Below are 20,774 nucleotides of genomic sequence, written 5' to 3' on the forward strand. Positions count from 1 at the left end.
CTAATGACCCGCCTGAACAACTTTGTTATCAGGAGCGATCATCAGCTTCGTCATTTCGTCATGCAAATCGCCTATGGCAGCGGGAGTTGACGAGGACTTTCGATGCGCTACGCTATCTATTTCACCCCCCGGCAAGACGAACCGCTGGCGCGGATCGCCGCCAACTGGCTCGGCCGCGACCCGTTCGGCGCCGCCACGAGGCCGGTCGAGGCCGTGGGCGAGCTGTCGGCGGCGGAAGTCGCCTTCCACACCGCTTCGGCGCGCCGCTACGGCTTTCATGCGACGCTGAAGGCGCCCTTCCGGCTGGCCTCGAACGAGACGGAAGCCACGCTTCGCGCGGCGCTGGACAATTTTGCCGGGGCGACGCCGGTGGTGATGATCCCGCGCCTGGTCGTCAGCCAGATCGACGGCTTCTTCGCTCTGGTGCCGGAAGGACCGCTGCCGGCGCTCAACCGCTTCGCCGACGACGTCGTGCGCGACTTCGACCGTTTTCGCGCGCCGCTGAGCGAGGCTGAGATCGAACGGCGCAGCCCTGATTCGCTGAAGCCGGATGAATTCCGCAATCTCTGCCAGTGGGGCTACCCCTATGTCTTCGAGACGTTCCGGTTCCATATGACGCTGTCCGGCCGTGCCTCGTCACAGGAAAGCCCTCGTCTTCGCTTAGCGATCGACAGCCTGTTTGCGAAGGTCCTGCAACGGCCGGTGCCGGTGGACGCGCTGACCCTGTTTGTCGAAACCGAACCTGGCGCCCCGTTCATGGTGCTTTCCCATCACGCGCTCGGGCGCCGCCCGGTCAGAAGAACTGCCTGAAACGACTATTTGTTTTAACCGCATTTGTGCGACGCCAATCACCCCAATCATTGATTCCAATTGGCTGCAAAATGCTCCAAGGACTGCCTGAAATGACCGTCGAGACCGTTCTCAACAATGCCCGCATCGTGCTTGCCGACGAGATCGTCGAAGGCTCGATCGTGCTGCGCGACGGCCTGATCGCCGGGATCGATGCCGGCGCCGGCCGGACCGGCGAGGACATGGGCGGCGATTTCATCATTCCCGGGCTGGTCGAGCTTCATACCGACCACCTCGAAGGTCATTACGCGCCGCGGCCGAAGGTGCGCTGGAATCCGATCGCCGCCGTTCTCGCCCACGACGCGCAGGTGGCAACCGCCGGCATCACCACCGTGCTCGACGCCTTGCGCGTCGGCATGGACGACGATGCCGACATGAATTCGGCCGACATGCGCAAGCTGGCCGATGCGATCGAGGACAGTGTCCAGCAGGACCGGCTGCGGGCCGACCATTTCATCCATCTGCGCTGCGAGGTTTCGGCGCCGGATTGCCTCGCCGCCTTCGCCCATTTCGACGGCGATGAAAGGATCAAGCTGGCGTCGCTTATGGACCATGCGCCGGGACAGCGCCAGTTCGTCGACCTCGAAACCTATGCCTACTACTACCAGCGCAAGCTGAAGCTGACGGACCGCGAATTCCAGCAATTTTGCGAGAAGCGGATGGCGGAGTCGGCGACGAATTCGGGGCCGAACCGCGCCTTCATCGCGGCCGCCTGCCACCAGCGCGGCATCGTGCTGGCCAGCCATGACGACGCCACGACAGGTCATGTCGATGAGGCGATCGAACAGGGTGTCCGCGTCGCTGAGTTCCCGACCACCAAGGAGGCCGCAAAAGCTTCGAAGGAGGCAGGGCTCGGCGTGCTGATGGGTGCACCGAACGTCATGCGCGGCGCTTCGCATTCGGGTAATGTTTCGGCTCGGACACTCGCCGGCGAAGGCTTGCTCGACATATTGTCGTCCGACTACATCCCCTTCAGCCTGATCCAGTCGGCCTTTTTCCTCGGCGACGTGGTCGACGGCATCTCGCTGCCTCAGGCGGTGGCCATGGTTTCGAAGAACCCGGCCGAGGCGGTCGGCCTCGCCGACCGTGGCGTCATCGAGCAGGGCCGGCGCGCCGATCTGGTTCGCGTCCGTCTCGACGATCATGTCCCGGTTGTCCGCACGGTCTGGCGGCAGGGACGGCGGGTCGCGTGATGGTGTCGGCGTCGATCGAGCGTGAGTTGTCCGCCGCTGCGTTTCCGATCCGCGACGGCGTCTTCGTCGCCGTCGTCGGGCCGAGCGGCGCCGGCAAGGATACGGTGATCGGCTATGCCCGGGCACTGTTTGCCGACGAGACCCGGCTGGAGTTCGTACGCCGGGTTATCACCCGGCCGAGCGACACGACGAGCGAGGATCACGACACGCTGGCCGACGCGGCCTTCGTCGAGGCCGAAGCGGACGGCGCCTTCGCCATCTCGTGGGAGGCGCATGGCCTGCGCTACGGCATCCCGGCTGAAGTCGACTGGTCGGTCGCCAATGGCCGCGTCGCCATCGCCAATGTCTCCCGCGCCATCATCCCGGCGCTGCGTGATCGCTATGCCAATCTGGCTGTCGTCGAGATCACCGCTTCGCCGGAAATCCTGGCCGAGCGGCTGGCGATGCGCGGCCGCGAGTCGCGCGGCGAAGTGCTGGCGCGGCTGGCGCGCAGCGCCAATGTGGCGTTGTCCGGGCCAGGCGTCACCTCGATCGACAATAGCGGCCCGCGTGAAGCGGCCGGCGAGCGCTTTGCCGATGTGCTGCGCAAGGCGATGGGGTTTTCGGACCGACCCTGACATCGGTCAGAGGATGCAGCCGGGGCAGAAACTAATCTGTAGCGATCCTTCGCGCCCCCCTCTGTCCTGCCGGACATCTCCCCCACTTGGGGAGATTGGATGTCGCATCGGCTTTCGCCGATCTCCAGCGCTGAAGAAAAGGCACCGTCGGGCAGAACTGCCAATCTCCCCCCTTGTGGGGGAGATGTCCGGCAGGACAGAGGGGGGCGCTGTCCCGCCGACTCAAGGTTCGTGAAGCGCTACTCCGCGGCCGCACCAGCCGCGCCCTTGCGGGTTGCCTCCAGCATCAGCCGCCGCTCCCGGTACACGCCCCATTGCTGATCGACCAGTACGCCGATGAGGATCACGCCGCCCATCACCGCGAAATTGAGCGAGGACGGGATGCCGAGCAGGTTGACGAGGTTCTGCAGTTCCTGCAGCAGAACGGTTCCGAGGATGACGCCGATCAGCGAGCCCTCGCCGCCGCGCAGCGAGAAGCCACCGAGCACCGCTGCGGCAATGGCATAGAGTTCATAGAACTGGCCGTGGCTCGCCGGCGAGATCGAGCGCGTATACATGGCGAAATAGATCGCCGACAGCGCCGTCAGCACACCGCAGATAACATAGGCGGCCATGACGACGCGGCCGGTGCGTATCCCGGAATATTTCGCCGCTTCTTCGTTTTTGCCGATGGCGTAGAGATAGCGGCCGAACACCGAACGGTGCAGCACCACCCACATCACAACGGCGATGACGATCAGCGCGATGAAGCTGTTCGGCACGCCATAGGATCGCCCCGCGGTCAGGAATTCGAGTTCCGGAAAGTTCTGTCCGAAAGCAAAACCCGCCGTGCCGTCGGCTGTGTAGAACCGCGCGACGCCGCGATAGATCAGCAGACCGCACAGCGTCACCACGAAGGGCTGCAATTTGAGCCGCGTGATCAGCCAGCCATGCGCCAGCCCAATGATGCCGCCGAGCAGGAGGATCAGCGGCAGCGCCACCGGCCATGCCATGCCGCGCGTGGCGATGAAATCGACGAACAGGACGCCGAGCAGCGCGACCACCGAGCCGACCGACAATTCGATGCCGCCGGTGATGATGACGAACGCCTGGCCGATCGCCAGGATGCCGAACAGACCGATCAGGTTCGATGTGTTGGCGAGATTGATCGGCAGCAGGAAGCGCGGATTGATGATCGCCACCACCGCTCCCACCACAAGGATCAGGATCAGCAGGCCGAGATCTTTCTTGCTCATCGTCTTCTCCCCAATGCCTGCCAAGGCAGGTTCCGCAAAAGTGTTCTACGGTTTTGCAACCAGGACCTGCGCAAACAAAAAACTATCTCGGTTGCTTGCCCACGGCCAGCAGCAGCACGTTTTCCTGGCTGAACTGTTCCTTGTCGAGAATGCCTGAGATCTGGCCCTCATGCATGACAGCGATGCGGTCAGAGACGCCAATCACCTCCTCCATGTCGCTGGAGATCATCAGCACCGCGACACCGGCATCAGCCAGTGCGCGCATCAGCCCATAGATCTCGGCCTTGGCGCCGATGTCGATGCCGCGCGTCGGCTCGTCGAGGATCATCACCTTGGGGCTCATGGCAAGCCATTTGGCAAGCACCACCTTTTGCTGGTTGCCGCCTGACAGCGTGCCGGTGCGCGTCGCCACCGACGGTGCCTTGATGCCGAGATTGCGTTTCTGCTTCTCGGCGGTGACGGCTTCGGCGCCGGCAGAAACCAGGAACCGCCGGGCATGCGCCGGCAGATTGGGGAGCGAAATATTCTGGGCAATCGACAGATCGAGCAGGATGCCGGTCAGCTTGCGGTCTTCCGGGACGAGGAAGATCCCGTTGGCCACAGCGTCGGCGGCCGAACCAAGAACCAGATCTTTTCCATCAAGCTGGAGCGCACCGCCAAGTGCCTTCTCGATGCCGAAAAGCACACGCGCCAGTTCGGTCCGGCCGGAGCCGACAAGACCCGCCAGGCCAAGAATTTCGCCATGCCTGACGCCGAGATCGACTGGTCGGTCGGGATAGGCGCTGGTGCGAACGGCCATGGCCGACAGGGCGACGGTACCGGGCGGGCGCGCCGATTCTGCCGCCTTCTCCCGCTCCTTCAGCATCCGGCCGATCATCAGCTTGACCATCTGGTCGTGGTTGATGGCGCTCTTCGGCAGCGTGCCGGCAAGCATGCCGTCCCTCAGCACGACAACGCGATCGGCGACCCGCTCGACCTCGTGAAGACGGTGCGAGATGAAGATGACGCTGATCCCCTCAGCCTTCAGCGCCTTGATGACGTCGAGCAGCTTGTCGGTTTCGGCAAGGGGCAGGCTCGATGTCGGCTCGTCGAGGATGACCAGCCTTGCCTCGATCGACAGCGCCTTGGCGATTTCGACCATCTGCTGCTGGGCAAGCGACAGCGTCGATACCGGCGTGTCGGCCGAAAAATTGGCGCCCACCCTCTTGAGCAGCGGCGCCGATAGCGCGCGCAGCCTGGCGCGGTCGACAAGCCTAAGCGGACCGGCGCGCAATGGCTCGCGGCCGAAAAAGATGTTGGCGGCAACATCGAGGTTTTCGAACAGGTTGAGTTCCTGATGAACGAAGGCGATGCCGGAACCGATGCTGGCCTCGACCGTCAGCCCGTCATGGGCGACGCCGTCGACGATGATCGTGCCGGTGTCGGGGGTGGTCACGCCGCCGAGGATCTTCATCAGCGTCGACTTGCCGGCACCGTTTTCGCCGACGAGACCGATGACCTCGCCAGGCCTGACCTCCATCGAAAACCCGTCCAGCGCGACCACGCCGGGATAGGTCTTGCGCACTCCCTCGAGACTGAGGAACGGGGCAATCGTGGATGCGCCGATGGATGCGTCGGAATAATTCATCATGCCTGACAGCAGCCGGTGGGCCGTTCTGGCCACATCTGCAGACTGACGACCCTCGCAGGGTTCGTCAATGCGAGCCGCCGGCCCGGGCTGGCCCCGAGCCGGCGCAACTGCTTTCGTCCTAATTGCCGGACATTGCCTTCAGATTGGCGGCATAGGCGTCGACATCGTCCTTGCCGATGATCTTGGTCGGGATGATGATCAGGCCGTTCTCCGGAATGCCCGATTTGTCGCCCTCGAGATAGGCGGCCATCAGCTTCATGCCCTGATAGGCCCATTCGAAGGGCTGCTGCACCACGGTGGCAGCAACGGTGCCTTCCTTGACGCCGCCCAGCGTGATCGGATCGTCGTCGAAGCCGACGACCGTGATCTGGCCGAGCTTGCCGGCGTCGCGAAGCGCTTCATAGATGCGCGGCGTGTTGTAGGAATAGAAGCCGACCATGCAGGTGACGTCGGGGCTGGCGACCAGCGCGTCCTCGACGTTCTTCTTGGCGCGGGCCTGGTCGATGTCGTCGCCACGCACGTCGATCAGCTCGATCTTGGTGCCGGCGAGCCCTTCCTTCATGCCTTCGATGCGCTCCTTGGCATTATCGGCGCCGAGCAAGCCGACGAAGCCGAGGCATTTGCCGCCGTCGGGCATCGCCTTCTTGGCGATCTCGGCCGCCTGTTTGCCGGCATCGATGTTGGACGAGCCGATATAGGCGATACGCTTGGTCTGCGGCGCGTCGCTGTCGGTGGTGAACAGCGCCGTCTCCGAGGCAATCTTGTTGAGCCCGTCGGTCGAAGTCTTGGGGTCGACTGCCGAAACCATGATCGCCTTGACGCCAGCCGTCACCAGATCGTCCATCAGCCGCTGCTGGATGGCGACCGAAGACTGCTCGGGATATTTGAGCTCCAGATTGTAGTTGGGCAGTTCGGCCTGCGCCTTCTTGACGCCGGCTTCGGCCGCCTTCCAGAAATCGGAAGCGCCGTTGACGACGAAGGCCAGCGTCGGTTTATCCTGGGCACGGGCAATTGCCGTGATGGACAGACCGAGAGCCAGGGCCGCGGCAGCGACGGACGCATTTCGTATCGCAGATTTCATGTTCAACCTCCCATTTGATTCAGTCATTTTCGCTGATCTGAACTTGTCGAATGCGGCTTGGACGCCCTCCTCCTCAAGGGGTGCTGGCAGCGAAAGAACGGCGCCATTCCAGCCGCGATTTTGGACTTTAGAGACTCATTGGCTGTTCGTATAGTCGGATTTGTCTGACATATCGGTAATTGCGTGGCGTTGCTTAGCCGGCCCAAGAGCCGCGGATGCCGCGCCACGCGCCTGCTTCCCGTCATGGCCCATTCGGTCCCGAGCCGGCCTTGACGAATTGACAATAGAACGCTTACGCCTATTAGTAAATAGTATTAGTCTCTGGTGAGAAACCCCGGTGCCGTTGGCGAATGGCTGCCTGCCGTGTGGTGAGAAAGGGAGGCTTCCGTCACGACCAAGCCGTCTAGGGGCTGGAAATTGCGCGCCGTTCCGAGAAATCGATCTTTTCAGGACCGCATATTGCTTTCTCCGCTCCTAGCCATTCGGCTACCAGAATGATAATAATGATTAATCGAGTGCTTGTTTTATAAATGCGAAGCGCCGCTGGACGTCCTGCCGTCGTTAACGACGTCCAGGACGACCTCTGGTTAGACAAGGCGGGAATTTGGAACACAATGCCATGAGCGAACCGACGGATCTGCGCGATCCTCCCCTTGAAGCCTCCCGGCGCCGAAAGCCATCGGCCAAGAATCCCAAGGGTCGCGTCACCATGACCGATATCGCCAGGGCCGCCGGCTGCTCGCAGGCAACGGTTTCGTTCGTCCTCAACAACACGCCGGGCATAAGGCTCTCGCAGCAGACCCGCGAACGGGTGATCGAGGCCGCGCGGGGTCTCGGCTATGCGCCACCAGCCTTCTCTGCTCTTCGCAGCCCTATCGCCTCGTTCGAGGGGCTGGACGGGGTGATCGGCTTCGCGGTCGATCAACTGGCGACCAGTCCCGAAGCGGTCGTCGCCATCGAAGGGGCGCGCCAGGCCTCGTGGAATGCCGGCAATGTCGTGCTGGTCGCGCAGACCTTGGGTGATTCCGTGATGGAGCCGCGCGCGATTGCGGCACTGACCAAGCGGGGTATTTCGGCGCTGATCTACATGACCATCTTCACGCGTGAGATCGTCGCGCCCGACTATCTCTACGGCCTCGATATCCCGGTCATCCTGCTCAACTGCTACACCGCTGACTACGCCTTCCCTGCCGTGGTGCCGAGCGAAATCGCCGGCGGGCAGAGCTCCACTCGCCACCTGATCAGCCATGGCCACCGCCGCATCGCCACCATCACCGGCGAGCCGTGGATGCAGGCGGCGCAGGATCGGTTGAAGGGCTACCGCCGGGCGCTGGCGACGGCCGACATCCCGTTCGATGCGGAGCTGGTGGTCGAGGGCGACTGGTCGGCGAGCGCCGGCTACGCCGCGACCGTCAAGCTTCTGGCGCTCAAGGACCGCCCAACCGCCATCTTCTGCCAGAACGACCGTACCGCGATCGGCTGCTACGAAGCGCTGAAGGAAGCCGGCCTGCACATCCCTGGGGATATTTCGGTGATCGGCTATGACGACGAGGAAATCGCCCGCCATCTGTTCCCGCCTTTGACGACGTCGATCCTGCCGCATATGGCGATGGGGCAATGGGCGATCGAGCAATTGGAAGTTTCCGCACCGCCCGGCCGCGGCCGCTACCCCATCACCAAGCTTGAATGCCCGCTGGTCGAGCGGGAATCGGTCAGTGCTGTGGCGCCTGGGCGCACACACGGACTGACAGCCCGCTGAGCACCTCCAGACTTCCATCAATGCAAGCGCCGCACTGATGCCGCTCCAGGCCGAACAGGCGCCCGGCAAAGGGCGGTTGGTCCCCAAATTGTCGCCTGGCATGGTGGACCGGGATTCTTGTATCCAAATTTCTGCGGATTGACGTAGGGTTTGCTGCAGGCTGGTTGTGGCGAAATCCTGGATCCAAGGGTAAATCTGATCGGGCTCGCTGACCCGTACAGGCGGATCGGCAACCCGCCAGGAGTTGTACTGCCATGAAGCTCCAGCATCGCCCCGGCCCGCCGCGCGATTTCGTCGGTTACGGCCGGCGGCCGCCGCAGATCATCTGGCCGGACGGACGTCTGGTCGCAGTCAATCTCGTGATCTGCTACGAGGAAGGGTCGGAATATTCGCTGTTCGAGGGCGACAGCCATAGTGATGGCTGGGGCGAATATCCGTTGGCGGCGCCGGCCGGCATCCGCGACCTCGGCACCGAAACGCATTTCGAGTATGGCAGCCGCGTCAGCATCTGGCGCATCGCCAGGCTGCTCGATCGACACAGCGTCCACGCCACGATCTCGAGCTGTGCCGAGGCGCTGCGGCGCAACCCGGAGGTGACGGCATGGCTGCGCCAATCGCGTCATGATCTGCTCGGCCATGGCCTGCGCTGGACCGAACAATGGACCCTGAGCCGTGACGAGGAGCGCGACCATCTGCAGCGCGCCGTTGCGCTGTTCATCGAGCTGCTCGGTGAGCGCCCGATCGGCTGGAACAGCCGTTCCTTTCCCAGCGTCAACACCCGCGACCTCCTGATCGAGGAAGGCGGCTTCCTGTATGATTCGGATCCGTGCAACGACGACCTGCCGTATTTCGTGCCGGCACAGAACGGGCGCCTTCTGATCGTCCCCTATTCCAAGACCCTGAATGACAGCCGCTATCTGGTCAGCCCCGGCTATGTGACGCCCAAGGACTTCGTCGACAACGTCGAAGCCTATCTGGACTTCCTGATCAGGGAAGCCAGGGAAGAAGGCGGGCGCATGATGACGATAGCCGTCCATGCGCGATGGACCGGCCAGCCCAACCGGGCCGCGGCATTGGAAGCCATAATCGAGACGGTTCTGTCCAGGCCGGAGGCCGCCTTCATGCGCCGCAACGACATCGCCCGGTATTGGTTGTCGCTGTTTCCGGCCGAGGGCAAAGTGCCATGAGCCAACGTCCAACTTCATCGAAAAGGGAAGCGCATCGGCAACGCTTGACCTTTGAGTCCGTGAAAGGTGCGCTTCAATTCGCAATGCAAGTGCTGTAGTTAGACAAAGAGTGCGGCCTGCCGCCTACTCAGCAACGAAGGCGAAAGCGTATTAATCGCAGTGTACCATACCGATGAGATGAGACGAAGCGGCCGAAGACGGGCTAGACCCGGCGTTCTGCTCAGTGCGAGCGCTGGTCTGCGGCTGCTCGCTTCGCTCCTCTTTTTGATCTGGACCATTCCTGCGACCACAGCTGTCCAATCCGGACAGGATGTAGCTAAAGAGCAAATGAGGCTCGCTGCGTCCAAGCCGGTCGCAATCATCCTTGTCCGCGACATTGCGCGCCGTGTTGCAGCTGACACCCCCCATTTCAAGACGGGAACGCCTGCCGTTGCCGGAAACGGCAAGCCCTTTTGCATTATCGCGGATTTGCGCCTGCCGCTCGAAACCGCGTCAGCCGCACAGATTGGAATAGGGTCTGAGGACCGGTCGAAACTGTCGCCGATGCGCGTCTTTGATGCGCGCGCGCCTCCGCTTCTCCGGGCATGATCCTGGCCGCGCGACCGCGGCCCCCGACCCCAAAACTTTCACATCGCGTTCCCGGGCTGTCGTCGAGTTGCTCGCCGATCGGAACGCCAAAGCTCTTGTCGAAGGCGGTTTGCGCCCGATATGGGCTGAACGGACAAGAACATGCTGCATTTTTCGCGCTGGAAGACCATTCTCATCTGGCTGACGGTCCTGGCCGGTGTCCTCTACGCAGCTCCCAATTTGGTTCCCGCCTCCACCTTGGCATCGCTGCCGAATTGGCTGCCAAAGCGGCAGCTGACGCTGGGCCTAGACCTGCAGGGCGGCTCGCACATCCTGCTCCAGATCGATCGACAGGACCTCGCCAACGAACGCCTCGAAGCGGCACGCGACGAGGTCCGCACATCGCTGCGCGATGCCCAGATCGGCTATACCGGGCTTACCGGCACCGCCAATTCCATCCAGGTCCGTATTCGCGACCAAGGCCAGATCGAAGCTGCTAAGACCGCGCTCGAAAGATTGGCGCAGCCGATCTCGACCGGCCTTTTCATGAGCGGTTCGGTGACCGAGATGGAGATGGCCGAGCCGGAACCGGGCCTGCTGCGTTTTACGCTGACCGAAGCCGGGATCGATTACCGGATCGCCGCAGCGCTGACACAATCGATCGAGGTGGTGGGCCGGCGCGTCAACGAATTGGGCACGACCGAGCCGATCATCCAGCGCCAGGGATCGGACCGCATCATGGTCCAGGTGCCGGGCCTGCAGGATCCGCAGCGGCTGAAGGATATTCTCGGACAGACCGCGAAGTTGACCTTCCAGATGGTCGACCAGTCGATTCCGGTCGAGGAGGCGATCTCCGGCCGCCCGCCTGCCGGTTCGACGGTGATGTATTCGACGGACGAGCCGCGGGTTCCCCATCTGATCGAGAACCGGATCATCGTCTCCGGCGAAAACCTCGTCGACGCGCAGGCGACCTTCGACCAGCGCACCAACGAGCCGGTGGTCTCGTTTCGCTTCGACAGCCGCGGCGCCACCCGCTTTGGTCAGGCTACTCAGGCCAATGTCGGGCGCCTGTTCGCGATCATCCTCGACGACGAGGTGATCTCCGCGCCCCAGATCCGCGAACCGATCCTGGGCGGCACCGGGCAGATATCCGGCAGTTTCACGGTGGAAAGCGCGAACGACCTTGCGGTCCTGCTGCGCGCCGGCGCACTGCCTGCCGACCTCACCATCGTCGAGGAACGCACCGTGGGTCCGAGCCTCGGCAGCGATTCGATCGAGGCGGGCCAGTTCGCGTCGATCATCGCAGGGATCCTCGTCGTCGGCTTCATGCTGTTCGCCTATGGGAAGCTGGGACTGATCGCGAACATCGCGCTCCTGGCCAACGTCGCCCTGATCATCGCCGTCTTGTCGGTGCTCGGGGCGACGCTGACGCTGCCTGGCATCGCCGGCATCGTGCTGACGATGGGGATGGCGGTCGACTCCAACGTCATCATCTTCGAGCGCGTCCGCGAAGAGAACCGCCAAGGGCGCTCGATCGTGCAGTCGATGGATTCCGGGTTCAGACAGGCGCTGGCGACCGTCGTCGATGCCAATGTGACGACGCTGATTGCCGCCGTCATCCTGTTCTTCCTCGGCTCAGGACCGATCAAGGGGTTTGCCGTCACCCTCGCCATCGGCATCGTCACCACCGTGTTCACTGCGTTCACGCTGACGCGCTGGCTGGTCGCGTTCTGGCTTCGCCGGCAGCGGCCGAAAACCATGCCCAGCGGTGTCATGCGGCTGGTGCCGGACGACACGCGCGTGCCGTTCATGGCATTCCGAAAATACGCCTTCACGCTGTCCCTGCTGTTGTCGATCGCTTCGGCCGTGCTGTTCTTCACCGTCGGCATGAACTACGGCATCGACTTCCGCGGCGGCTCGAGCATCGAGGTGCAGGCGAAGGGCCAGCAGGCCGACATCGGCGACATCCGCGAGCGGCTGACGGGCCTCGAACTCGGTGAGGTGCAGGTGCAAGAGTTCGGCTCGGCCCGCGACGTGCTGATCCGCATCGGCACCCAGGGGGGCGGCGACATTGCCGAACAATCCGCCGTTGAGAAGGTGAGAAGCGCGCTTGAAACCGATTACGAGTTCCGCCGCGTCGAGGTTGTCGGTCCGACGGTTTCCTCCGAACTCGCGTTCAACGGCACAATGGGCGTGCTCGCCTCGCTGCTGGCGATGCTCGTCTACATCTGGATCAGGTTCGAGTGGCAGTTCGGGCTCGGCGCCATCATTTCGACGTTCCACGACGTGATCCTGATGATCGGCTTCTATGTCGTCGCCGGCATAGAGTTCAATTTGACCTCGATAGCCGCGATCCTGACCATTGTCGGCTACTCCATCAACGATACGGTTGTTGTCTATGACCGGGTCCGCGAGAACCTGCGCCGCTATAAAAGGATGCCGATTGCCGAGCTGCTCGATCTGTCGATGAACCAGACGCTGGCGCGAACGGTCCTGACCGGCGTGACCACGCTGTTTGCGCTGGCGGCGCTTTCGATCTGGGGTGGCGAGGTCATCCAGTCCTTCACGATCGCGATGATCTTCGGCATCCTCGCCGGGACCTATTCCTCCATCTTCGTCGCCGGGCCGCTGCTGATCCTGTTCAAGCTCCGGCCGGGCGCTCTCAGCCAAGAGGAAGGTGCAGTGGCGAAAGAGCCGCCGGCGCGACAGGCCTTGTGACGCAACGATCGGCGGCGCCATCTCTTTAGGTCGCTGTCACATTTGATCTGGCGCAGGATCTTTGCGAAAATCGATTCCTATTTTCGGGGTCATGCGCCAGCTAGACCGTCTCGCATCACGACAGCCACGACTGCCCCTGAGAGAAACGTCAGCGCGGCGATCGAGGCGATCGCCGATGACAGCCCGAAACTGTCGGCGATGAGGCCGGCGGAGAGCGCCCCGATCGCGTAGCCGAGATCCCGCCAGAACCGGTAGACGCTGAGCGAGCGGGCGCGCCAGGTCGGATGCGATGCATCGGAGACGGCTGCGATCAAGCTCGGGTAGACCATCGCCGTGCCGAGGCCGAGCAGAAGGCTGCCGACGATCCACCACTCGAACTGGCGCGTCGCCGCGGTGAGAAACAGACCGGCGGCCTGAACCCACATGCCGGCGACGATCAGGCCCTTGCGACCCCAGCGGTCGCTCAAGGGACCCGTGACGATCTGCAAGACACCCCATGTCGCGGGATAGATCGCCTTGAGGATGCCGATGCGCTCGACACCGAGGCCGAAGGAAGCGAAGAACAATGGGAAAATGCCCCAGCTCATGCCGTCATTGAGATTGTTGACCAGGCCGGCCTGCGAGGCGGCGAACAGGTTGCGATCCCCGAACGAGGTGAGCGCGAAGACCTCACGAAAACTGATCGGCGCGGGCTGCTGCGCGTGGGATGAAGCCTCCAGCCGAACGTGGTCGCGCGTGTCGCGCACGAGCAGGATCGACAGTGCGGCACCGAGGACGGCATAGCCGATGCCGAGATAGATCGGCACTGGCCGAAGTCCGTATTGCGAGGCGAGATAGCCGGTGAGGAATGCCGTCACCCCGATGGCGAGATAGCCGGCGAACTCGTTGAGACCGACGGCAAGGCCGCGCGACTTCGGTCCGACGAGATCGACTTTCATGATCACCGTCATCGACCAGGCGAGGCCCTGGTTGATGCCGAGCAATGCGTTGGCCGCAATCACCCATTCCCAGGTCGGCGCCCAGATGATCATGAACGGCACCGGCAGGCCGACCAGCCATCCCAAAACGAGCACGCGCTTGCGGCCCAACGCATCGGCAAGCTGGCCCGAGACCAGATTGGCCAGCGCCTTGATGGCGCCGAAGCTGACGATGAAGGAGACGATGAGTGTCGTCGAGGTGACGTGGAACTCCTCCGATCCGATCAGCGGCACCACCGTTCGTTCTATCCCGACCATCCCGCCGACAAAGGCGTTGATCACGACGAGCAGCGCGAATTGCGGCCAGTTCTCCCTGAGGCCGAGCCTGACGGGTGAACCCGCCTTGCCAGAGACCGATGCCGCTTCGTCCATGGCTCAGGCCGCTGCCGCAACCAGGGCGGAATTGGCGGCGCGGAGTGCCGCGGCCTCCGGCGGAGCCGGCGGAATCTCGGCGAGCATGAAGCGGATGAACGCGGCTTCGTCCTCGATCCGGAGGGCCTCGTTGCCGCAGCCGAACAGGTAGGAGACGCCGACTGGATCGGTGTGAAGGAACTGGCGAAGGATCATGGTCTTGTGCTCCTCGCTACGATGGGCTAAAAACATTCAATCATTCCGCTGAATGTTTCACTGAGGAGAAGCCGTGTCAAGCACCGGACCGAAACAGGCGATCTACGCGAGCCTTGCCGAAGTGGCTCAGGCACTCGGCCATCCGCATCGGCTCGAGCTTCTGGAGCACCTGGCGCAAGGCGTGCGCAGCGTCGAGGACCTCTCGGCGCGAGCTCATCTGAGTTTCGCCAACACGTCGCGCCACCTGCAGATCCTGCGGCGGGCGCGCCTCGTCGAGACGCAGCGCCGCGGCAAGCACGTGCTCTATCGCCTCGCCGGCGACGCCGAGGTGGTGGCGCTGATCAAGGCGCTCGGCCGCGTCGGCGAGCGGAACGTGGCCGAAATCGGCCGCGTCATGGCCGACTACTTCCGGGCTCGCGATGCGATGGAGCCCGTATCGCGAGACGACCTCGTCTCGAGACTGCATGACGGCATGGTCACGGTTCTCGATGTGCGGCCAGAGGACGAGTTTGCGGTCGGACATCTTCCAGGCGCCCTCAACATCCCGCTGGCCGAGCTGGAGCGCCGCTTGGGCGAGCTAGAGGCGGATCGGGAAGTGATCGCCTATTGCCGCGGCCCCTACTGCGTTCTGTCGTTCGAAGCAGTCGCCGCCTTGCGAGCGCGGGGTTTTCTTGTCCGTCGGCTCGAGGACGGCTATCCCGAATGGAAAGCCGCCGGCCTGCCGGTCGAGACGGCGGCCTGAAAAAAACGCGAGGAGCTTTGAGAGCGTCGGGAGATTGCGACGCTGGTCTGGCGTGGACCTTCAGCTGCCGGCCAGCGCGGCGGCCTGCTCCAGGCTGATACCCCGGACGAGCGGGTCTGCGTGTCGGTGCGCGAGCCGCCATTCGGATCCTTCGCGGCGATAGACCAAGGTGACGCGCAGCGGCCAGTCCTGGGTCGGCAGACCGCCGACCTCACCGCGGCCGCGTTCGATGACCGCGAGAACCACCATGTCGGCCGAGCCGTAGGCTTGGACGAGCTCTTGTTCGAGCGTGCCGTTCCTGAAGAAACGCCCCATTGCCTCCCAGCGCTCGCTCGTCATGTCCACGCCGCGCGTCGGCGTTCCGCCGAAAGGCGACATCAGCGTGAAGTCATCGGTGAGCGCAATCAACGCACGGTATCGGGCGATGTCGCCGCGCATCAGCGCCGCATTGGCTTCCGCGGTCTGCCTGACGAGCGTGGCGACCTCCTCGTCGGCGATGGAGACCTGATGGGCAAGGGCAGAGTCGCTTGTGGCTTTCGTGATCCCGAGCGACGCGAGACCGGCGCCCGCTACGAGTGCAGAACGTCGTGAAACTGGCATGAGCAATTTCTCCTATGTTTGTACAGATCCGCAGCCGCAGCCCGCTGACATCCGTCGAGCCGATGCGATCGCGGATCCTTCAACCGGCCGGCGTTTCCGTCATACCCTTGCGGCGACTGGCCGCCGACTTCGGAAATCATCATCACCGGCATGGCCGTTTTCCCGCTCAAGGCTCCGTTCGGCCGAGCTATGCGCCGCTCAGACGGCAGAATTTCACGTTGATCTCGATGAAGCTAGTGATATGATTTCAGGAATATGCTGAACGAAATTGACCTTTCGCGCACCGATCTCAACCTCCTCGTCCTCTTCGAGGCCGTGCTCGAAGAGGGCCACGTGGGCCGAGCGGCGGACCGGCTTAATCTGACGTCATCGGCTGTCAGTCATGGGCTTGGCCGGCTGCGCCGGCTCCTCAATGATCCGCTCTTCCTAAGAACGCCCAAGGGCGTGGTGCCGACGGCCCGTGCGACGGAACTGGCCGCGCCGATCGCTGACGTTCTGGCGCGCGTGCGCAGCGTCATGGCGACTGCCGCACCCTTCGACCCCTCCACTGCCGTGCGCCGGTTCGCAATCGGCGCACCGGACGGTGTCGCAGCCGTGATCCTGCGCCCGCTTCTCGCCGAACTCAGCCGGAGTGCGCCACGCATCGACGTCGGCGTGCGTCAGATCCTGCCCTCGCCAGTCCGCGTCTGGCGAAGCGCGATTGTCGATCTCGAGGCGCACGCCATCGATATCGCGATCATTCCGTCCGATGACATCCCGCCTCGCTTTGAAAAGCGCTGCATCTACGAAGAAGACTTTGTAATTGCCATGCGCCTTGGACATCCGTTTGCGCGTGATCCGACCCTGGAGCGATACTGTGACATGCAGCATCTGGTCGTTTCGCACAGCGGCGATCCTTATGGCTTCGTGGATGAACAGCTGGCGAAGCTGGGCCGCGCGCGACGGATTGCGTTGACTGTTCCAAACTTCATGTTTGCGCTTGCGGTCATAGCCGAGACCGACCTCATTTCGGCCCTGCCGCGGCGGTTCGTCGCCATGCATGCGGCGCGTTTCGGCGTCCTGAGCCTCGATGCCCCTTTGCCGTTGCCCGGCTTCCGGCTCAACGCCCTCGCTCCCAAGGTCGCGATGATGGATGCGGGTGTGGCATGGCTGTTCGATCTGCTTGCAGGAGTGGAGCAGACTGCGCACAAGCACTACAGCGGCCTGCCCGCCTGAAGACGGCAGTCGTAGCTCGCAAAGCTTCGTCGGCCGCCATGCCGTTCGGGCGTGCTGTAGGGTAGATTAATGACGCCCAGCGTTGGTGAACCTGACAGTTTCCGCTGGAGCGCTACTCCCCGGGAGTTGGGAAATGCTTTTCAAGCCAGGTTCGCCACTTTGGCTCCTCCCGTTTTGCAATGCTCGCTGCATCGTCGCCAAAGAGGAAAAACCGCACGGAGAGGTATGTCATCCCGCCCATCGGCAAGGCAAAGAGGTGCGCGAAGCCCGGCGCGGGCTGGTCCAGCCGGACCACCAACTCGGGATGGTCTTGCGGCCCCGTTCGTTCGACGACGCCTTCGAATGCTTGCGTGTCCGAAGGTGTGACCACGTGTTGTTGTTCAGTCGCATTCGCCAGGCCCAAGGGTTCAACCAGTTGTCGCCATGCATCGGCTAAAGGTTGAGAGGACGGGACCAAGAGCTGAAAAGCCGAGCCGTGCTGCCCCTTTCTGCGCCGAGAAGGGGGAAAATGCGTGAGGTAGAGGCGGAGCAAGCGGAAGAAGGAGATCCACCCGTAGCTGTGGCCCTCGAACTGATCATCCCAATCATCGGAAGTCGCGAACCAGCGATGGACAACGCGAACGGTGCAAACCCCGCCGGACTTTGCCTCGACGGTCCATTCCGTCGCCACTGTTCCCGGCTCACCCGGTGCTTCTGCGACAAACCGCTTGGGCGGCTCCCAAGCTGTGATGGTGGCGACCGCATCCATGCTTCCATCGGCAGCGAAATGCGAAACGGCGGTTCCTCCGATGCGGCCTTCGAGTTCGCTCGGCACGAACCATTGAGATATTCCAGGTCCGGTTGCGATCGCGTTCCAGACGTCCTCCGGTGTACCGGGGACATCGACTTGCGCCTCGACTGAGCGGTTGCCGGCAGCATCTTTTTTTACTGGCATTGAACGTCCTTTCCTTGCGGATTGGCTGGTGATGGATGCGCCGTCACGACAAGGCGATGGGACCGTCCCTGTGGCGCGGTTTCGTCGTGATAGCGTGCCGCGAGCGTGGTGATGGCCTCAGTCAATTCAAGCGTGAACGAGGCGCGGTCGGCGGCGGAGCGGAAGCGGATTTCGGTGTCGATCGCCAAGGTCGCCAGGCGCTTGCCGGCATCCGTGGCGGCGCGCTGGAGAGCCCCGATCTCCCGCACCAGCCGAGCGCCGAGCGCGATGAGGTAGCTTGCCGACAGCCGATCCGAGGTACGATCCGGATCGGCGCCGACCGGGCCCAGCGCGGTTGTCGAGACAACATAGCTTGTGGCGCTCGCCACCATGAGCCGCTCCGTCAGGCCACCCCACTTCCGCGTGTCTGCAATCTGGACAAGGCCGTGCTCCTCGAGAGCATGCAGGTGGTAATTGATCTTCTGCCGCTTGAGGCCGAGCCGCGTGGCGAGGGCAGCGGCCGAGGCGGGTTCGCGCAGTTCCGAGAGGAGCTGACTCCGAACGGGCTCCAACACGGCGGCGGCCGCGCTCGGCCGATCTATGACTTCGATATCGAGCATGCAGCCCTCGTATTGACAAACTTTCCTGTCAATGCCCTTGACGAGTATACTTGTCAAGAGCGAAAGGACCCGCTTTGTGCCAATAAGGGCGGTAAGGTTGGTGCGAGGCCCGCTAAGGAAGACGACGCGTCCCCGCCCGCAGCGGGGCAATTGCAATGACCGTGCCGTTCGTTGTAGCCATTTCCGACGGCTTGATTTTGGAGGGAGATGCAGCATGGACCGATTCACCGGCGGTTGCCTGTGCGGCAACGTCCGAATTGTGGCGTCGGGACTCCCATACCGGGTCGGCATTTGTCATTGTCTCGACTGCCGCAAGCATCATGGGACTCTTTTTCACGCTTCCGCGGTGTTCCCTCAGGATGCGGTGACGATCGAAGGCGAGACGCGCGACTACGCCGGGCGGTTTTTCTGTCCCCGCTGCGGCTCGACAATTTTCGGTCGCACCGCAGACGAAATCGAGTTGAACCTGGGATCCCTGGATGCCCCTGACCAACTGATGCCAACCTACGAAAGCTGGATCATCCGTCGCGAGTCCTGGTTGCCGCCGTTTCCGCTCAGGAGACGCTACGAGCGCGATCGTGACGCCACAAGCCGCTTTGAGGAGTAGGTCGCACGAACCGCGCGAAGGCGTTTGGGAGGTCACGCCGGTAACGTCACTCCGGAAGGCCGGCCTTGCGGAAGCCATCAACAAAATGCTCGAGCGTCGCCGCGTCGCGGAATGGCTCCGTCGTGGCCCAGTGGCGGGTTGTGAAATGCGGGTTGCCGACGAGGAACAGTTCGGCCTCTGCGCGCGCTTCGTCGAGCCGGCCCAGTTGGGCAAGGCTTGCCGCCAGGAAACGGCGTGAGCTCGTACGATAAGTCTCGTCCCTGCGCAATGTCTCGACAGCGGCTTCGTATTCGCCGGCCGCATATTGCGCCTGGCCGAGCGCCAGGTAGTACCAGCTTGCCGGAAACGGGTTCAGCCGGAATGCCTTGCGAATGTGCTCAAGGCCTTCCTCGACCCGTCCGGCCAGGACCGCGATGTCGGATAATGCCGCCCAGGCATCGGCCTCGTTCGGGTCGAGTTCGATCGCCTTGGCGAATTCCGCATCTGCCTCGGCGAAGCTGCGCTCATAGGCAAGCAGGTAGGCCAAAACCCAGCGGCAGCCGGCATCGTTGGGGTCAATCGCCACGGCTTTGCGCGCCAGTTCCAAAGCAACGCTACGGGCCGTTTCGGTTGGTCCGCCGGAATGCACCCGCCCCATCCAGTGGTTCATGGCAAGCCAGCGATAGGCCTCGGCATATTCCGGATCGAGCGAAACCGCGCGGGTGAGCATCAGGTGCGCTTCGCGCGCCGTCTGCGGCGAATCATCCATCAGCTTGCGCGCCCGCACGCAGAGATCGTAAGCCTCGAGATTTTTTGGCCGATTGCGTGGCGGCGGGGCGCGCAGCCGGCCGAGCAACGCCTCCACGATCTTGCCGGTGACCTCGTCCTGAACGGCAAAAATGTCTTCCAGGCTACGATCGAAGCGTTCCGCCCACAGATGGTCGCCACTCACCGCGTCGACCAGCTGGGCGTTGATGCGCACGCGCCCCGCAGCGCGTCTTGCGCTCCCCTCCAGCAGGTAGCGCACGCCAAGGTCCCGTGCGATATCGCGCACGTCCATCGCCTTTCCCTTGTAGGCAAAGGCCGAATTGCGCGCGATGACGAACAGGCCGGAGATCCTGGACAGGTCGGTGATCAGGTCTTCGGTCAACCCATCCGCGAAGGATTCCTGCTCGGGATCGTTGCTGAGATTAACGAAGGGCAGCACGGCTATCGATGGCTTGCCAGGCAGCGGCAAAGGTTTTCGTTTCGCGCCACCGAGCTGTTCGACGGCCCCCGTGAAGCGGTAGCCGACGCGCGGAACCGTAGCGATCCATTCGCCGCCGTCTGAGGCCGGACTAAGCAACTTCCGCAGCGACGCGATCTGGACGGTGAGGTTGCCTTCCTCGACGGCCGTGCCCGGCCACGCCGCGTCCATCAACTCGGCCTTCTCAAGGATTTCGCCGGGCCGTCCGACAAGCGCCGCAAGCAGCTTTAGCCCGCGGTAGCCAACGGCAACGGGGACATCGTTGCGAAGCAGCGTTCCCGCACCGGAATCAAGCACGAACGGACCAAAGGCAAAGCGCGATCCCTGCATGCGGCGCATTTATAGCCCGTTTGGAAGTTTTGAGAACTATTTGGGAGAGCTTAATTACGACGCTGTTCGTATCCTGCAGAATTCAGCCTCTTTCAGGTCGAGGGTCTCCGGACCTTCAAACCCATGGAGGTTGCTATGAACG

General features: G+C 63.1%; 18 protein-coding genes. 9 read left to right on the plus strand and 9 right to left on the minus strand.

All coding sequences use genetic code 11. The features are described 5' to 3' along the window. Positions 1-102 precede the first annotated feature (102 nt). From AC0L25_RS04165 to phnN, 3 genes are all read left to right on the plus strand, one after another. Positions 103-810, plus strand: a complete 708-nt coding sequence (locus tag AC0L25_RS04165; protein WP_473594310.1) for a DUF1045 domain-containing protein — start codon at positions 103-105, stop codon at positions 808-810. Between the two features lie 92 nt (positions 811-902). Beyond that, positions 903-2,042 carry an alpha-D-ribose 1-methylphosphonate 5-triphosphate diphosphatase gene (locus AC0L25_RS04170; protein ID WP_473594311.1) on the plus strand — a complete coding sequence of 380 codons (1,140 nt, stop codon included), beginning with the start codon at positions 903-905 and terminating at the stop codon, positions 2,040-2,042. Continuing rightward, a complete protein-coding gene (gene phnN, locus AC0L25_RS04175; RefSeq protein ID WP_473594312.1) occupies positions 2,039-2,659 on the plus strand; it encodes a phosphonate metabolism protein/1,5-bisphosphokinase (PRPP-forming) PhnN in 621 nt (206 codons plus the stop codon). Before AC0L25_RS04170 ends, phnN begins: the two co-directional genes overlap by 4 nt. Before the next feature lie 239 nt (positions 2,660-2,898). Here phnN and AC0L25_RS04180 read toward each other — a convergent pair whose 3' ends face one another. From AC0L25_RS04180 to AC0L25_RS04190, 3 genes are all read right to left on the minus strand, one after another. Further along, positions 2,899-3,894 carry an ABC transporter permease gene (locus AC0L25_RS04180; protein ID WP_473594313.1) on the minus strand — a complete coding sequence of 332 codons (996 nt, stop codon included), beginning with the start codon at positions 3,892-3,894 and terminating at the stop codon, positions 2,899-2,901. Between the two features lie 82 nt (positions 3,895-3,976). After that, positions 3,977-5,521, minus strand: coding sequence for a sugar ABC transporter ATP-binding protein (locus tag AC0L25_RS04185; RefSeq protein ID WP_473594398.1), 1,545 nt, complete (start codon positions 5,519-5,521; stop codon positions 3,977-3,979). A gap of 121 nt (positions 5,522-5,642) precedes the next feature. Then, complete coding sequence (locus tag AC0L25_RS04190) at positions 5,643-6,605, minus strand: sugar-binding protein (RefSeq protein WP_292516793.1); 963 nt, start codon at positions 6,603-6,605, stop codon at positions 5,643-5,645. A gap of 619 nt (positions 6,606-7,224) precedes the next feature. On the opposite strand from AC0L25_RS04190, the gene AC0L25_RS04195 reads away from it, so the two are divergent. The 3 genes from AC0L25_RS04195 (at position 7,225) to secDF (ending at position 12,836) form a co-directional block, all read left to right on the plus strand. Next, positions 7,225-8,364 carry a LacI family DNA-binding transcriptional regulator gene (locus tag AC0L25_RS04195; RefSeq protein ID WP_473594314.1) on the plus strand — a complete coding sequence of 380 codons (1,140 nt, stop codon included), beginning with the start codon at positions 7,225-7,227 and terminating at the stop codon, positions 8,362-8,364. Between the two features lie 254 nt (positions 8,365-8,618). Further along, entirely contained in the window at positions 8,619-9,551 is a 933-nt protein-coding gene (locus AC0L25_RS04200) for a polysaccharide deacetylase family protein (protein ID WP_473594315.1), read from the plus strand. A 729-nt stretch (positions 9,552-10,280) separates the two neighbouring features. Beyond that, entirely contained in the window at positions 10,281-12,836 is a 2,556-nt protein-coding gene (gene secDF, locus AC0L25_RS04205) for a protein translocase subunit SecDF (RefSeq protein WP_473594316.1), read from the plus strand. Positions 12,837-12,925: 89 nt separating this feature from the next. On the opposite strand, the gene AC0L25_RS04210 is transcribed toward secDF, so the two are convergent. After that, on the minus strand, positions 12,926-14,185 hold the full coding sequence (locus tag AC0L25_RS04210; protein WP_473594317.1) for an MFS transporter: 1,260 nt from the start codon (positions 14,183-14,185) through the stop codon (positions 12,926-12,928). Positions 14,186-14,188: 3 nt separating this feature from the next. After that, the gene (locus tag AC0L25_RS04215; protein ID WP_473594318.1) at positions 14,189-14,380 is read right to left on the minus strand and encodes a hypothetical protein; all 192 of its coding nucleotides are present in this window, start codon (positions 14,378-14,380) and stop codon (positions 14,189-14,191) included. A 73-nt stretch (positions 14,381-14,453) separates the two neighbouring features. Here AC0L25_RS04215 and AC0L25_RS04220 point away from each other — a divergent pair, with 73 nt between their 5' ends. After that, positions 14,454-15,122 carry an ArsR/SmtB family transcription factor gene (locus AC0L25_RS04220; RefSeq protein WP_473594319.1) on the plus strand — a complete coding sequence of 223 codons (669 nt, stop codon included), beginning with the start codon at positions 14,454-14,456 and terminating at the stop codon, positions 15,120-15,122. A gap of 60 nt (positions 15,123-15,182) precedes the next feature. On the opposite strand, the gene AC0L25_RS04225 is transcribed toward AC0L25_RS04220, so the two are convergent. Further along, entirely contained in the window at positions 15,183-15,722 is a 540-nt protein-coding gene (locus AC0L25_RS04225) for a YybH family protein (protein WP_473594320.1), read from the minus strand. A 255-nt stretch (positions 15,723-15,977) separates the two neighbouring features. Between AC0L25_RS04225 and AC0L25_RS04230 the strand changes: the two genes are divergently transcribed. Further along, positions 15,978-16,937 (plus strand): LysR family transcriptional regulator, encoded by a 960-nt coding sequence (locus AC0L25_RS04230; protein ID WP_473594321.1) that lies wholly within the window; start codon positions 15,978-15,980, stop codon positions 16,935-16,937. A 112-nt stretch (positions 16,938-17,049) separates the two neighbouring features. Here AC0L25_RS04230 and AC0L25_RS04235 read toward each other — a convergent pair whose 3' ends face one another. Continuing rightward, complete coding sequence (locus tag AC0L25_RS04235; RefSeq protein ID WP_473594322.1) at positions 17,050-17,871, minus strand: SRPBCC family protein; 822 nt, start codon at positions 17,869-17,871, stop codon at positions 17,050-17,052. Then, positions 17,862-18,470 carry an ArsR/SmtB family transcription factor gene (locus AC0L25_RS04240; RefSeq protein WP_473594323.1) on the minus strand — a complete coding sequence of 203 codons (609 nt, stop codon included), beginning with the start codon at positions 18,468-18,470 and terminating at the stop codon, positions 17,862-17,864. The genes AC0L25_RS04235 and AC0L25_RS04240 overlap by 10 nt, the downstream gene beginning before the upstream one ends. Positions 18,471-18,684: 214 nt before the next feature. Here AC0L25_RS04240 and AC0L25_RS04245 point away from each other — a divergent pair, with 214 nt between their 5' ends. Next, positions 18,685-19,077: a GFA family protein gene (locus AC0L25_RS04245; RefSeq protein WP_473594324.1), complete on the plus strand. Its 393-nt coding sequence runs from the start codon at positions 18,685-18,687 to the stop codon at positions 19,075-19,077. A gap of 46 nt (positions 19,078-19,123) precedes the next feature. Here the strand turns inward: AC0L25_RS04245 and AC0L25_RS04250 are convergent, their stop codons facing one another. Continuing rightward, on the minus strand, positions 19,124-20,632 hold the full coding sequence (locus AC0L25_RS04250) for a winged helix-turn-helix domain-containing tetratricopeptide repeat protein (protein WP_473594399.1): 1,509 nt from the start codon (positions 20,630-20,632) through the stop codon (positions 19,124-19,126). Positions 20,633-20,774: the final 142 nt, after the last annotated feature.

This window comes from Mesorhizobium sp. WSM4813, from assembly GCF_055811555.1.